The organism is Pseudocalidococcus azoricus BACA0444, from assembly GCF_031729055.1.
GTDB lineage: Bacteria > Cyanobacteriota > Cyanobacteriia > Thermosynechococcales > Thermosynechococcaceae > Pseudocalidococcus > Pseudocalidococcus azoricus.
The window spans coordinates 175,023-189,766 of record NZ_JAVMIP010000003.1 but is presented as its reverse complement, the minus strand read 5'-3'; the positions used below and the strand labels follow the sequence as shown (position 1 = coordinate 189,766).

Here is a 14,744-nt window from a genome sequence, read left to right as displayed (position 1 = left end):
ATAGGGGTTAAGCTTATGGATAATCAGCCCAAGACCTCAAGATTGTGGGGGTTCAATGCTCCCCAAAATTTGTTTTTTGTAGTCCTCAATATTCTGGACAAATTCCTTCCGGCTTTTGGCAAATAACAAGTAGCGATAGACAAACCAACTGCTAAAGCCAAACCCAATCAGTTCAAAAGTCGGAGCTAAGAGAGGAATGGTCTCAATAACTTCTAGAATCGCCACGGCCAGAGCAACAAAGGGAATCGTGGCAACAACAATGGCCGCAGTGGTGAGGGGCTGTTTGTATTCACCAAAGAAGTTTCCGACCTGTTCTGGGAAAACCGTCAAGAGCCAGTAGAGTTTTTCCCGAATTTGCTGCATTTGCTCATCACTCATCCCGGCTGGGGTAGGTTCTGGGGCAATGGGGGCAATTGGACCCGGCTCAGTTTCAATGGCTAAGGGTGCAGGTTCAGCGTAACTGACTTCTGGGGCAGCATCCACAGGCGAGGGGTCTGCTTCATGACCTTGGTGCTCAGAAGGTTGATGAAAGTCGTAAGTTTCGCTCATCCAGTTTGGCCTCACCCAATGCTATACCTGGCATATTCTATAGCATCCTCGGGAACTATTGACCCTCTTTGGCCTGGAGTTGGTCTGGATAGCTGAACCGTCTAAGATGGAGAAATGCTGAAAAGTCCTCTGGTTTTTGTCATTCCTGCCCCATGAGTTCCCTGCCCCCCACGCCGGAGGATGGAGATGATTCTTTTCTGGATGATCAGGATTGGCCTGGTTCAGAACTCAGTACCGCAACCATTTCTGATCCAGACTATGCCCAGGCCCTGATTCGTCAACAGATTCAACGCACCCTGGTTATTACCGAAACTGCCTTTTTAGCCAGTGCTGCGGCTTTAATTTGGCTGATCAATTTCTATGTTCCAGCGGGGCCCCTATTAAGGATTTTCTTCCCAATTCCCGTAGCGCTAATTTATTTACGGTGGCATCGGCGGGCGGCCTGGATGGGGGCTATTGTCAGTGCCCTGTTACTCTCAGTTTTGATGGGGCCGCCTCGCAGTCTTCAATATCTGTTGCCTCACGGAATTCTCGGCGTAGTGTTAGGGGGACTCTGGAAACGAAAAGCACCTTGGCACATTTCCCTATTCTGGGGAGCGGTTCTAGGAAGTATTGGCTTTTTCTTTCAGATCCTGGTGGTGTCGGCGTTGCTGGGGGAAAACCTCTGGATTTACGTCAACCAACAAGTCACCAGCTTTTTGGACTGGGCGTTAGTGCAATTGGGGATTTTGCTGATTCCCAGTTTTGGCTTAATTCAGGCCACGGCGGTAGTTCTAGTCTTTTGCCAATCCTATATCTATGCGTTGATTGTGCATATGGTAGCTTGGCGGCTCTTGGCCCGGCTGGGGAATCCCATCCCCGATCCACCGGCCTGGTTAGAGACAGTTTTAGTTGATCGAGATGTCTAAGATACCCGAGGGCAATTAGCCCCTCAGATCAAGAAAGATGCGTGAATCCCCATGAATAAACCCTGACGAAGGGCGGTTCTCCGTATGGAGTCGGGCTGACCTGGCTGAGATGAATATGGCAAAATAAAAAATATCTAACTCCCAAGTCGTGCGTAACCAAGGAGAACTGCGGTGAGTAGTACCAGTAATTTTCGGGACGCGATTCGCCAGGCCCAAAGTAGTGCCATCATTGGCCCCAGTGTGATTGCCAATGCCCTGCCCTTTGTCGGAGGTGGCTTAGTTTTAACATCGGTTGGGGCCTGGGGTGGCCTGGGGGTCATTTCCTCGGCTCCACAACTATTCATGCCCACCTTTATCGTGGCGATTATTGCTTCCCTGATTTTGTTCTTTGTTGCTCGTGGTGTGGCTGAGTCTGGGAATAAGGCGGCAGCATTACCTCTTTTGGCAGCTTATAGTTTGCTGACAGGTTATACCTTGGCTGGCTTATTATTTGTGGCTCTCCAAACTAAGGGGGTCGGCATTGGTGGCATCGGGATTGCGGCCCTTGGCTGTGGCGTGACCTTTATTGCGGCCCGGCCGATTGGCTCCAATTTGTCCGATAAAGATGGCATGGCCCTAACCAAGACGATCCAGTTGGGGATTATCGCCCTGTTTGTGGTGATTTTGGCTCAGGTTCTCTTTGCTGTTTTTGGGATTTTCACGCCCACCTTTCTCGAAATTGCCATTTCTGGAATTGGGGTGATCCTGTTTGTGGGGGCCGCGGTGGTGGACTTTTATGTGCTCCCTCGTACCTATCAAGATGATCAATATCTGCCTGCGGCCTTGTCCATGTACCTGACCTATGTCAACCTGTTTATCTTTATCCTGCGACTGTTGATTGCCTTGAATGGGCGGGATTAAGGCTCAGGATTGACTGAAAATAATTAACACCCAACTGGCCGGGGAGATTGCTCTCTCCGGTTTATTTTTTAGCTTAAAACTATAAAAAGACCGAGTTTGCTAAACTAGGGTGAACGATGGTTAAGACAGGAAACGGTATGGCAGTTAAACCAGATTGGCTGCGGGTCAAGGCTCCCCAATGGCAACGGGTGGGAGATGTGAAAAGCTTGCTCCGCGATTTAAATCTGAATACGGTCTGTGAAGAAGCCTCCTGTCCTAATATTGGCGAATGTTTCCATCAAGGCACAGCTACGTTTTTGATCATGGGGCCGGCCTGTACCCGTGCTTGTCCCTATTGTGATATTGATTTTGAGAAGAAACCCCAGGCCCTCGATGCTACCGAACCGATCCGATTAGCTGAAGCGGTTGGCCGTCTAAATCTCAATCATGTCGTTATTACTTCGGTGAATCGCGATGATCTGCCGGATGGTGGGGCGAGTCAGTTTGTCCGCTGTATTCAAGAAGTCCGGCAGCGTTCCCCCCAGACCACCATTGAAGTGTTGATTCCCGATCTGTGCGGCAATTGGCAAGCCCTTGATTTAATTCTCCAGGCCCAGCCTGATGTTCTGAATCACAACACAGAAACTGTCCCCCGCCTGTACCGCAAAACCCGTCCCCAAGGGGATTACCAGCGAACTTTGGCATTACTCAAGCGTGTCCGGGCGGAGGCTCCCTGGATCTATACCAAGTCGGGCATGATGGCGGGCCTGGGGGAGACAAACGCCGAAGTTGAAGCTGTGATGCAGGATTTACGGGCCGTGGATTGTGACATTCTTACTCTGGGGCAATATCTCCAACCCAGTCCGAAGCATTTGCCCGTGGCTGAATTTATTACCCCGGCCCAGTTCCAGGCCTGGCAAACCTTAGGGGAATCCTTAGGCTTTTTACAGGTCGTTTCATCCCCCTTAACCCGTAGCTCCTACCATGCCGAAGAAGTCCGCCGTCTGATGACCCAATATCCCCGTAGCCGTCCCTAGACTGCTCCCTGATCTCTCTGAGGCGATTCCGAATGAGTCAATTCATGCGCTATTGGCAGGGCCTGGTTGAGCAAGTAATTCATTTTCGCCGGAATCGAGCTTCGAGTCAGGAATTAACCCAACTGCGCGCCCTCCTGTGGCATGAGAGTGATCCCGATATTTCCTACCTGGTTTTGATTGTGGGTTCTTGTCTGATTGCTACGCTGGGCCTGTTGAGTAATAGTGCAGCCGTGATTATTGGGGCGATGATTGTTGCACCCTTGATGATGCCGATTCGCGGCCTGGCTTTAGCGGTTTTGATTGGGGACTTAGCTCTCTTTCGCCTTGCTTGTACGGCAATTGTTGTTGGTACGTTTACGGCAATTGTGATCTCCTCTAGCCTGGGGTTAATTACCAGCATTCCCATCTATGGCAGTGAGATTATGGCCCGTTCCCAACCCAATTTGCTGGACTTGGGTATTGCGGTGGCCGCTGGGGCTGTGGGGGGATATGCCTTGGTGCAGCCGAAAATCTCCAGTACCTTAGCGGGGGTCGCCATTGCTGTTGCCTTAATGCCACCGGTTTGTACCATTGGCCTGGGCCTGGCCCAAACCAACCTCAGCCTGGCGCGGGGGGCGACCCTCCTCTACTTAACTAACCTTTTAGGTATTGCTTTTGCCTGTATGGTGGTGTTTTGGCTCTCCGGTTATGTCTCTCTGAAAAAAGGACGGCGACCGATTGCCCTTGGCGTGATCTTAACCGGCCTCTTGGTTATTCCTTTAGGGATCAGTTTTGGTCGTCTGCTTCGGCAAAACCGCCTTGAGGCCAATATCCGCAGTGCCTTAGTGAATCGAACCTTAACCTTTCAACGCCTGGATCTATTTCGGATGGAGACCAATTGGAGTACCGACCCGCCAACGGTGAATCTGGATGTCCGAGCTTCGGAACCCGTGACCCCTAATCAGGTTGAACTACTCCAGCAGTTTATTTCCCGAGAAATGGGTCAGCCTCTGCGGTTAGTCTTTCGCTTTTCTAATGTGGAAGAAGTTACCAGTGATTCGCCAACTGCCAACTGAGCTACCTCTGTGAAGCCTTGCACCAGGCCCTGAGGGTTGCCAATATCTGAACTAATCGCAATTTCGTTTGAATCATATTGAGATAGAAAATAAGGACAGACAAATTGTTTTATGCAATTTTTCTATTTCAGACTCGTTTGATTACGGAATTAATCCCTGGCTTGCCAGCAAATTGTGATTTTGAATATAGTGCGCCGGTTATTAAGGAATCGGAATATCGGATTGATGGTGTGTTTACGCAGTTGATGGGAACCCAGGCCTGCCGATTATTTTTATTGAAGCTCAAATGCAGCCAGACGCAGGATTTTATGGCCGATTTTTTGCGGAGGTTCATGTCTATTTGCATCAATATCAAGTTGTCCGGTCCTGGCGGGGTTTACTGATTCTGGCTTCTCGGCAACAAGAGCTTGGTGTTGATGTTCCCTATCGACTGTATTTAAAACAGCAGGTGCAGAAATTATATCTAGAGGATTTGGCTACAGCCGTTAATTTATCCCCAGGCCTGGCTTTATTACAGTTGATCGTCATCGAGACATCCCAAACCGCCGAAGCTGCTCAAAGCCTCGTTCAATCCGTAGCCAACACCCCTGATTTTACCCAATGGCTAGATTTGATTGAGGCTATATTAGGGAATAAGTTTCCTGATTTAAGTTTGGAGGAAATTCGCAAAATGCCCGGACTACAAGCAGAAGACCTTAGCCACACTAGGTTTTATCAAGATGTTTTTAGAGAAGGTGAATCGCAAATGATTATCCGTCAACTAGATTATAAAATAGGGACTATTGATGTTTCTCTTGAGTCTCAGATTAAATCTTTATCTTCTGAGCAGTTAGATTTACTTGGTAAAGCACTACTTGACTTTCAGAATATTTCAGACTTACAGGCCTGGTTGGTTGCAAGGCATTTGTAGCAAACAGAGATGATTTGTTAGCACAGCAAAGTCTCAAAACTCAACTTTGCATGGATACTCATCAAAACAAAAATAATCTTTTTATGGATAGTATTGGAGTGTGAACCTGACATTCAACCCAAACACCTTAATCGTACTTTTAGACGGAATTTTTCTGTCTAATACCTAGTTATGCAGCTTCAGTTATCGGTGAGGGTTTACTGAGGAGGCATCTGTGGGGTGTGAGTTGCCAAGTCAGTCGTAAGTCTTTGAATGAAGAATAATTGGCAAGTTCTGGTGGATTGTGCTCAGAGTTAAGTCCACTGCTAGATTTTGCAGATGTTTCAATACTTAATAATTTGCCACTTAACTGAGGATGCTTGACCAATAATTAATTGTCTAGAATGAGGGCATACTTTAGCTGCGATAAATGATTATGTCAGAAGATAATCAAAAGCGAACAGTGTTTGCGCCTCAACCAGCATTAGTGTCATCCTCTCAAGTACCAGCTAATCGCGTCATTAGCGTTGAAATAGGTGATGATGAAGATGTCGAGTGGCTATGGATATCATTGCCTGACGGCACAAAGTATGTCAGTGGCTACACTGTTGTCCCAAAAACAGCTTAAACGATATTAATGCAAGAATTGCTTGTTTACAGCAATAAATAGAGATCTCCAGTAAGTTGTCAGCCGCATAACAAGTCGATGGAGCGGATGGTAAAAGGAGGTGATGTTCATGTAAAAGCTATATGCCACCGCTCATCTTCGTCGTTGTGCTGCTAGATGGCTGGTGGGTGCATAACCGTAAAAGCCTTTCTCAGTATTAAAAATCTTCTAAATAGGAAAAGCCTGAGCCAAAGAAGGACGGTCTATGTTCAGTATTGCTACAATGCTTTCTGAGTGTTGGTATAAGCAAGCGTTTATGTTGTGGCGACCTATAGAAGATTTACCGTTAAACTGGCAAAGTTTGGCAAGCTCCGAGTTGCCCCCGCTTGTAACTGTTTGGAATGAGCAAGCAGATCGTCTGCGTCAATCTGGCGAGTTTCAAACTTTTAGCGAGAAGCTACGTAGAGAAATAGCAATTGAAACTGGAATAATTGAGCGCTTGTATACGATAGATCGAGGTATCACTCGTTTACTGATTGAACAGGGGATTAATGAAGCACTAATTCCTCATGGAGCTACAGACCGTCCGGTCAAACAGGTGGTTTCTCTTATTAAAGACCAAGAAGCTGCGATCGAAGGATTGTTTGATTTTGTAGGCGGACAGAGGACATTATCAACTTCCTACATTAAACAATTGCATCAACTTCTAACTCAGAGTCAAGATAGTACAGAAGCGTTATATCCAATTACAGACAAAATATTTCGTGTTTCTTTAATTAAAGGCGATTGGAAACGTCAACCCAACAATCCATTGCGACCAGATGGTTCCGTTCATGAGTACTGTCCTCCAGAACAGGTTGCATCTGAAATGGATGTCCTAATTGCATTGCATCACCAACATCGTGATCAAAAAGTTCCTCCTGAGATTGAAGCTGCATGGTTACATCATCGATTTACACAAATTCACCCATTTCAAGACGGGAACGGTCGTGTTGCTCGTTGTTTAGCAAGTTTAGTATTTATCCAAGCTAGTTGGTTTCCTTTAATTCTTACTCGTGATGATCGAGCAGACTACATTACGGCTTTAGAAGAAGCAGATCAAGGTAATTTATCCAGTTTAATTAATTTGTTTGCTAAGAGTCAAAAGCAAGCTTTCTTGAGGAGCCTTGGTTTGTCAGAGCAAGTACTGTCAGAAGCACGACGTACTCAGGTGATTATTTCTTCTATTGCTGAAAAGTTAAAACAAAATCAGTCAGCGTCTATTCAGGAACGGTGTAAGAAAGCTGAAAGATTTGCCTCAAAATTGTTTGATATAGCTTCTAATCGTCTACAAGATGTTGCTGATGAGATTAAAATATCTGTCCAGAATTTTGTGGATGATGCACAAGTTTTTGCAATCTCTGCTCCTGCTGGCGATCCGCGCTCATATTACCATCGATACCAAGTCGTAGAAGCAGCTAAACAGTTGGGATACTTTGCCAATCTTCGGAACTATCACACTTGGATTCAATTAGTTATAAATGTAGAGGCATCAACAGCAGTTCTCATTTCATTTCATGTTCTAGGGCATGAGTACCGAGGATTGCTTGTATGTACTGCCTGTGCTTATCATAGGGACAATTCTGAAGAAGGCGAGCGTAGTATAAGTGATATTCAGTCTTTGACGGACTCCCCATTTCAGTTTTCCTATGCAGATGAAGAAGAAAACCTATTAGAACGTTTCAAGCAGTGGTTAGAGGACGTGATCTTGACTGGTTTAGAATACTGGAACAAGAGTATTTAGAGACGGCAGATTAGCGATGTATGGTCAGTGTCGCAGCACAACAACCCTGGTGCAGCGGACGGTATAAAGATCCTGGCTATGACGCAAGAGTGATCTGCCGCCGCTGACCAGGAACGTTAGGCATCTAGTTTCCTAGATATCATTATCAATCCAATATCATTGGTACTATTAGTCACTTGTAAAAAACAAATGCCCTTGAAATACCCTAGCTCATGGCGTTTTTCACGTTCAAAGGACGTAATTATTTCTGACCCAGCTATTTCTGAATTTTTTGATCTCGTTGGCAAGATTGCAGCCCAAGGAGATAGATGGTGGTTTTTTGAGCGTTTTAAAGGTTTCTTTGCCAGTGCAGCAGGCTCAACAAGCTATCGAAGTTCTTCAGAGAGTTGGGCCGAAACAGATTTGCTAGCATTTATGCGGCAACTGGCGACTAACCCACCACTTTTCCTAGAAGCCTTCTACGATGCTTGTCAGAGTTTTCAAAATACTCAGTACGATACACCAGATGTAGAATTAATCAATGATATTTGCCGTGAGTATCAAATTGGATATCAGATTGCTCCTCCAGAATTGAGAAAGTTAGATATAGCCCAAGAAGTAATTTCTATACCTAATACTCCATCGACATTTTCTGAATCTTCAGTTCAACTTCTTCAGGAATCTTTGAACCGTGCTGAACAACTTTTATCTGAAAAAAGACCACGCGAAGCAGTTCAAGAAATGCTTTGGATATTGGAATCAATTTCAACTGTTTTTAAAGGTATTCCTCTAGCTTCTGGAACGATAAAAGGAAAGTATTTTAACGAAATTACAAAAGAACTCCGAAAAACACATCAAGGAACGACACTTGAGCGTGTGTTAGATTGGGCTTCCCAGTTACACGGTTATCTTTCAACACCGACGGGTGGTGGAGTACGGCATGGTATCGACCTTACAGATGGTAAACCAATCAGTTTGTCAGATGGTCGCCTGTTTTGTAATCTTATTCGCTCTTATATTGTATTCTTACTGTCCGAGCATGAACGTCTTATAGATAGTGGTGCAGGCGATGCCTAACAACCGTGTTACAGCTGAACAAGGTCTTACTTGTTGAGTTCGATAGCTGATCTGAGGTCGCTGAAGACAATCGTTAGATTGCTTGCCTCTTTGTGGTAGAACTTCTGTCAACTCTTAGGTAGATTTGGTAATCAGATAGAGTTAATGACCTGGGATTGCTTGGAAGTTGGGTAATGCAAGGGTGTGTGATGCGAGTGCTTACAAGATTAAGAAACGACTTCCACTTTCCCATGCGCCCAGGCCGGGGCAGTAACAAACGAAACGGAATTCAATACTCTTATGACTTGAAATCATAGACCTAGTTCAGCCTTAGCTTGATCAATCCCGATCATGAGGGTCATGGGTTCAAGGGGAGAAGCCATAAAGCCACATTTTTCATAAAACTGCTTGGCAGACTCTGAAATTGCATGAACTAAAATCGCCCGAATCCCTGCAATTTCCGCCGCTTGGAATGTTCTCAAAATTGCATCGCGCAACAAAGCCCGCCCAATTCTTTTTCCTTGCCAGGCCTGGTCAACTGCCAATCGGCCAATTACCATCACTGGAATGGGATCAGGCATATTTCGGCGAACGCGCCCCGTTGCGATTGTTTGGGCCACAGCACCATTTGCTAAGCAATAGTAGCCAATGACAACATCACCAACACAAACTAAATACGTCCGTGATGCACCTGTTGCTTCATTTTTGAACGCCCGTTGTTTAAGCCAATCGTCTAGCTGACTGTTACCTGAGTTAAACCCTGCAATTTGATGTGAAGAATTTAGTTTTTCAGGCGGTCGCAGTTTATTTGGGTCTTGCGCTAATCCCACGGTGCTGGTGTTAAGAGTAATGTTTTTAATTTTTGATTCTCAACAGGTGGAGTATCTAATAAGGCTAAAAACTCCTGAAATTTTTTCTCATCCAGGCCAAAGAAATTACGCTCCAGCAAGACATCTTGGGCTTTTTGATAAGCAGACTCCAGCATAAACTCTGAGCGACTTTTGCCCTGGATTTGGGCCGCATGATCAATTAAATCTCGTTGACTTTGCTTGGCCCGAATATTGATCGTCACATCTCTAGTTAATTCGGATCCCTGTGATGCTGCGGGCATGATTGATTTTCCTCAAGACCGGGGATACTCATTAGTGTAAGAAATATGTCCACACAATATCAATACAACGACTCCATCGGATCAAGCCGAGACCTTGCCACACCAGGCCCCGAGGGTTTCCACCACCTTTTTAATCGCAATTTCTTCAGACTCTTTGCTGGCCCGTTTGACGACTTCGACTTTGCCCTGAGCTAAGGCCCGGCCGGTGACAATCCGAAAGGGAATCCCAATTAAATCCGCATCCTTGAACTTGACCCCGGCCCGCTCATCCCGATCATCTAACAGGGTTTCAATTCCAGCCGCATTAAGTTCTTCATAGAGTTGGGTGGCAACTTCCACTTGTTGGGCATCGGAAATATTGGGAATCACCACAATCGCCTGATAGGGGGCAATCGCTAGGGGCCAAATAATCCCGTCTTTATCGTAGGATTGCTCCACCGCGGCCTGGGCCAAGCGGGAAACCCCAATCCCATAACAGCCCATGACGAGGGGAATTTCTTCGCCAGTTTCTGCGGTGTAGGTTGCACCGAGGGCTTGAGAGTATTTTGTTCCCAGTTGGAAAATATGCCCGATTTCAATCCCCCGCGCCGATTGCAAGGTTTGACTGGGATCATGAACGGCTAAATCTCCGGCCTGGGCTTTACGGACATCCACCACAGTTTGGGGTAAGGGATATTGCACGTTCCAATTGGCTCCGACAATATGATAACTAGGTTTGTTTGCTCCGGTAATAAAGTTTTTTAAGTCAACAGCAGTTTCATCAATCACCCGAATAAATCGAGGACGTGGTAATTTACCCAATTCTTTATCTAGTTCACCAACAGCATTAGAGCGACTTAGAGAGTTCAGACTACCTAATGCTCTTATATTTGCTCGAATGTCCCAGAGAGAATACTCTTCTTGGCCTTGTTTCTGGACTTTCTTAATCACTTTATCAATCTCACTAGAGTTAAGCTTAGACTTCAGGAGATTTTTCAAGTTGTTCAGGTCAACCTTGGGATTTCTTATAAAGCCATCATACAAGTCAGGGCCAATATAACCAACTGGTAGGGGTTTGGTTGCCCATCTATTTTGGTCATCTTCATCCGAAAGCTTAATAGAAATAATAGTCGAAGAGGCTGTATGAGCTAACTCCTCCGACTGAGACAAAGCATTTTGCAATTTGACAAGATTAATTTCTTGATCTCCCCTAATACTCACTAAGACCAACAAAATCTCATGCTCAGAAAAAGTTACTTCATATAGGATATTTTTCACAACCTGACTAGGGTGACATGGAAGAAACGGAACAAGTTTCTCAATGGTATCCGTACCCGGTGTCGGTCGCTCTTCATAGGTTGTAAATTGGGAAGGAATCGCAGCCGTGGGGCGGGAAATTGCTTTTTCGACATTGGCGGCATAATTCCCATCAGCGGTGTAGAGAACCTCATCTTCCCCGGCATCGGCTAAGACCATAAATTCATGGGAACCGGCCCCACCAATCGCCCCAGAGTCGGCTTCTACAGCCCGGAAGGTTAACCCACAGCGCGTCAAAATATTGCTGTAGGCCTGGTACATCTCTTGATAGGTTTTCTTGAGGCTGTCGGTGTCGGGATGGAAGGAATAGCCATCTTTCATAATGAATTCCCGGCCGCGCATTAAGCCAAACCGGGGGCGAATTTCATCCCGAAACTTGGACTGAATTTGATAGAGATGCAGCGGTAACTGACGATAGGAGCGAATCATGTCTCGAGCCACAGCCGTAATCACTTCTTCATGGGTTGGCCCCAGGCCCAGTTGCCGACCTTGGCGATCTGTCAGGGCAAACATAATCCCTTCCGCTTTGGTGTAGGTATCCCAGCGGCCCGATTCTTGCCACAGTTCTGCCGGTTGAATTTGGGGGAGTAAACATTCCGTGGCCCCAGTGGCATTCATTTCTGCCCGGACAATGGCACTGACTTTTTGCAAAACCCGCCAGAGCAAGGGCAGATAAGCATAAACCCCACTGCCAATTCGGCGAATATATCCGGCCCGCAATAGTAATTTATGGCTGGGAATTTCGGCCTCGGCCGGGCTTTCACGCAGCGTAACAAACAGCATCTGGGAGAGACGCATAGGGCAATAATCCTTGACATTTGGCTTTCATTTCTATAAATCTATCACTCCATCGCCTGATTCATTTCAGGTTGGGGATGAATTAGGAAAGCATTAGGGCCTTGATAATACCTTGCAAATCCCTAGGCTGGCTAATAGACTACATCAACTTGAAAAGATTGAGTCACTGCCATATAATTTAATCTATATTAGAATAAGTTTGTAAACATATTTTTTCAAATTTCCAATGACTCAGGCAGTAACAAAATCTAAACAATACATTAGCAAAAATGCAGGTTGTTATCAAATTCAAGGAAAGAGGGTTTCTCTAGACTCCATCGTTTATCTATTTCGCCAAGGAGCATCACCGGAAAGTATTGTTGCAGCTTTGCCAACGTTAAGCTTAGAAGAAGTGTATGGCTCTATTGCATTTTATCTGGGTAATCAAGAAATTATTGATGCTTACTTAGATGAAGGAATCGAGATCTTCCAGCAATTACAGAAACAAGCCAGGGACACTAATGCTGAACTGTACCAGCAAATATCTAGTACCCCGGCCCCCGAAGGATGAAACTTAAATTTCAAGCGGATGCAGACTTGAATTATGGAATTGTAACCGGTGTTTTAAGGGCTGAGCCAACGATAGATTTTCAAACAGCAATCATGGGCAAGCTAGAGGGTTTAAGTGATTTTGAAGTTCTAAGATTAGCCGCCGATGAAAATCGAGTTTTGATCTCCCATGACCAACGGACGATGCCAGTTCATTTCGCCAAGTTTCTGATGAATGATCAAAGTTCAGGTGTAATTATCGTCCTACAAAGTATGCCGATCAGTGCCGCAATTGATGGACTCATTCAAATATGGCAAAAGTCAAAACCGACAGATTGGATCAATCGAATTGCTTATCTACCCTTGTAGGGCCAAAATGTTAAATACAACTATTTTACAATCGCACCAGAAACAGCAGTGCTCAAATCAGGAAGCTGGTGTTCAATCAACAAACTCTGGTTGACAAGGTTCAGTTAAGATGCAAAAAGACTGTTAGAGATGCCCTATGCTTACACAAAAACCTTGGCCTGCTTATGTTTCAGTGGCTGTTTCCCTGGGCCTGGGTTTGGGTTTGGCGGCAGGATTAGCAACGGCCCAGTTAAGTCCGCCCACAGCCGGGACCAAAGTGACTCTCAATGGTCGGGATTATGTCATGGCCTGGAGTCAAGGGGTTAATGCTCAGGGACAACCAACCTTAGGGATTAGTGATGCTGGCCTGGCCAATCGCTTTGGGTTTAATCTTCTCAGCACCAGCAATCCCCAAGTTCAACCTGTGGAGTGGTTTAATGGCAGTTCCCAGGCCCTGAGCGCGCGTTGGAGTCCCAATGGGATGTTCCGTTATCTCGATATTGCGGCAATTGCTCAACAGCAGGCCTGGCAAGTCCAACCCCAAGGGGAGACACTGCAAATTACCACGCCCCCGGCCCAGGTTTTAGGATTTCGCCAGGGACAGCAACCTTGGGGAACGCGCTGGGTGATTGATCTCAGCCGGCCGACCCCCTGGCAAATTAGCCGTCTCACCAACAGTCGCACCGGCCTGACCCCTAGGGAATTTGCCCTCACCGTAGAAGCTAGTCAAGGCCCCGCCGAACCCATTCCCAACATCAAAGTCACCACCGCCCCAACCCGAACGATCTGGGAAACGGCATTACCTGGCACGACCCGCCCCCAAGTTTCGATGCTGGTTAACCCGCCCCGGATTGTCGTAGATTTTCGCCGCGATCCCCCACCCTCGCGCACGATTCAATGGGCCCCCGGCCTGGCCTGGCAAGAAGAAACTATTTCCCTCCGCAGTGGCCAATTTCCCCTCAGCTCGCTGATTTTTGATCCCAAACAACCCAACTTAAGTTTGCAACCCATTTGGCCAAGCCCCAATACCCTAATCGGTATCCAACCCTTACCGGAATTGGCCCAACGCTGGCAGGTGGCCGGGGCGATCAATGGCGGATTTTTTAATCGCGATAAACAAATGCCGTTAGGGGCGATCCGGAGTCAGGGGCAATGGATTTCGGGGCCAATTCTGAATCGGGGGGCGATTGGCTGGACAGACCAGGGACAAATCAAAGTCGGCCGCTTAGCTTTGCGCCAAACCTTAATCCTGGGGAGTGGGCAGAGGCTGAATCTGACGGATTTGAATAGTGGCTTTTTACAACCCGGCCTGGCAATTTACACCACGGCTTGGGGGCCGCGCTATTCTGCCCAAACCAGCACCGAAACCATTTTCACTGTCCAAAATAACCAAATTACCAATCGTCAACTTGCGGGCGGCCAGGCCTGGGTGATTCCCCCCGATGGCTATTTATTGGTGTGGCGCGGGACGGGGGCGATTCCAGACAGCTTAACCCCAGGCCAAACGGTGGAACTGCAAACAACTCCCCTCCCGAGTGACTTTGATGGGTTTCCCAACATTCTTGGCGCAGGGCCATTGTTGATTGATAACGGGAAAATTGTCCTTGATGCCGCGATTGAACAGTTTGGGCGGGGCCTGGATGCTCAGTCTGCTCCCCGGAGTGCCATGATTCAAATGCCCGATGGCAAAATTCGCTTAGTCACCACCCATAATCGTCTCGGGGGATCTGGCCCGACATTACCGGAATGGGCAACAATTCTCCAACAACTCGGCGCAACCCAGGCCCTGAACCTAGATGGGGGTAGTTCAACCAATCTTTACCTGGGCGGCCGGTTAATTGATCGCCATTCCGTCACCACAACGCGGGTCGCCAATGGGATTGGGATCTTTTTTAAGCCGCCTCAAAACTGAACAAATCGA

The 14,744-nt window shown here is 46.7% G+C and carries 15 protein-coding genes and 1 pseudogene; 12 read left to right on the top strand and 4 right to left on the bottom strand.

Annotated features, from left to right (window positions below; translation table 11 throughout):
• Nucleotides 1–36: 36 nt before the first annotated feature.
• Nucleotides 37–549, bottom strand: coding sequence for a CAAD domain-containing protein (locus tag RIF25_RS05650; protein ID WP_322877572.1), 513 nt, complete (start codon nt 547–549; stop codon nt 37–39).
• 152 nt (nt 550–701) lie between these two features.
• On the opposite strand from RIF25_RS05650, the gene RIF25_RS05645 reads away from it, so the two are divergent.
• From RIF25_RS05645 to RIF25_RS05610, 9 genes and pseudogenes are all read left to right on the top strand, one after another.
• A complete protein-coding gene (locus RIF25_RS05645; RefSeq protein WP_322877571.1) occupies nt 702–1,457 on the top strand; it encodes a DUF2232 domain-containing protein in 756 nt (251 codons plus the stop codon).
• 171 nt (nt 1,458–1,628) lie between these two features.
• Nucleotides 1,629–2,357, top strand: a complete 729-nt coding sequence (locus tag RIF25_RS05640; protein WP_322877570.1) for a Bax inhibitor-1/YccA family protein — start codon at nt 1,629–1,631, stop codon at nt 2,355–2,357.
• Nucleotides 2,358–2,494: 137 nt separating this feature from the next.
• Complete coding sequence (gene lipA, locus RIF25_RS05635) at nt 2,495–3,373, top strand: lipoyl synthase (RefSeq protein WP_322877569.1); 879 nt, start codon at nt 2,495–2,497, stop codon at nt 3,371–3,373.
• 32 nt (nt 3,374–3,405) lie between these two features.
• Nucleotides 3,406–4,428, top strand: coding sequence for a DUF389 domain-containing protein (locus RIF25_RS05630; protein WP_322877568.1), 1,023 nt, complete (start codon nt 3,406–3,408; stop codon nt 4,426–4,428).
• 104 nt (nt 4,429–4,532) lie between these two features.
• Nucleotides 4,533–5,041 (top strand): annotated as a pseudogene (locus RIF25_RS17160) (DUF2887 domain-containing protein); the annotation flags it as partial.
• A gap of 57 nt (nt 5,042–5,098) precedes the next feature.
• Nucleotides 5,099–5,338: a DUF4351 domain-containing protein gene (locus RIF25_RS17155; protein WP_407682338.1), complete on the top strand. Its 240-nt coding sequence runs from the start codon at nt 5,099–5,101 to the stop codon at nt 5,336–5,338.
• Between the two features lie 415 nt (nt 5,339–5,753).
• Complete coding sequence (locus tag RIF25_RS05620) at nt 5,754–5,945, top strand: hypothetical protein (protein WP_322877567.1); 192 nt, start codon at nt 5,754–5,756, stop codon at nt 5,943–5,945.
• Between the two features lie 295 nt (nt 5,946–6,240).
• On the top strand, nt 6,241–7,707 hold the full coding sequence (locus RIF25_RS05615; RefSeq protein ID WP_407682337.1) for a Fic family protein: 1,467 nt from the start codon (nt 6,241–6,243) through the stop codon (nt 7,705–7,707).
• Nucleotides 7,708–7,896: 189 nt separating this feature from the next.
• Nucleotides 7,897–8,763: a hypothetical protein gene (locus RIF25_RS05610; RefSeq protein WP_322877565.1), complete on the top strand. Its 867-nt coding sequence runs from the start codon at nt 7,897–7,899 to the stop codon at nt 8,761–8,763.
• A gap of 290 nt (nt 8,764–9,053) precedes the next feature.
• On the opposite strand, the gene RIF25_RS05605 is transcribed toward RIF25_RS05610, so the two are convergent.
• The 3 genes from RIF25_RS05605 to RIF25_RS05595 form a co-directional block, all read right to left on the bottom strand.
• Nucleotides 9,054–9,572: a GNAT family N-acetyltransferase gene (locus RIF25_RS05605; RefSeq protein ID WP_322877564.1), complete on the bottom strand. Its 519-nt coding sequence runs from the start codon at nt 9,570–9,572 to the stop codon at nt 9,054–9,056.
• A complete protein-coding gene (locus RIF25_RS05600; RefSeq protein WP_322877563.1) occupies nt 9,563–9,853 on the bottom strand; it encodes a type II toxin-antitoxin system TacA family antitoxin in 291 nt (96 codons plus the stop codon). Before RIF25_RS05600 ends, RIF25_RS05605 begins: the two co-directional genes overlap by 10 nt.
• 81 nt (nt 9,854–9,934) lie before the next feature.
• On the bottom strand, nt 9,935–11,947 hold the full coding sequence (locus tag RIF25_RS05595) for a proline--tRNA ligase (protein ID WP_322877562.1): 2,013 nt from the start codon (nt 11,945–11,947) through the stop codon (nt 9,935–9,937).
• Nucleotides 11,948–12,173: 226 nt separating this feature from the next.
• On the opposite strand from RIF25_RS05595, the gene RIF25_RS05590 reads away from it, so the two are divergent.
• The 3 genes from RIF25_RS05590 to RIF25_RS05580 all read left to right on the top strand — a co-directional run bounded on the left by RIF25_RS05590 (nt 12,174) and on the right by RIF25_RS05580 (nt 14,735).
• Nucleotides 12,174–12,497, top strand: coding sequence for a DUF433 domain-containing protein (locus RIF25_RS05590; protein WP_322877561.1), 324 nt, complete (start codon nt 12,174–12,176; stop codon nt 12,495–12,497).
• Nucleotides 12,494–12,844 carry a DUF5615 family PIN-like protein gene (locus RIF25_RS05585; protein ID WP_322877560.1) on the top strand — a complete coding sequence of 117 codons (351 nt, stop codon included), beginning with the start codon at nt 12,494–12,496 and terminating at the stop codon, nt 12,842–12,844. Before RIF25_RS05590 ends, RIF25_RS05585 begins: the two co-directional genes overlap by 4 nt.
• Nucleotides 12,845–12,980: 136 nt before the next feature.
• Entirely contained in the window at nt 12,981–14,735 is a 1,755-nt protein-coding gene (locus tag RIF25_RS05580; protein ID WP_322877559.1) for a phosphodiester glycosidase family protein, read from the top strand.
• The last annotated feature ends 9 nt before the right edge of the window (nt 14,736–14,744 follow it).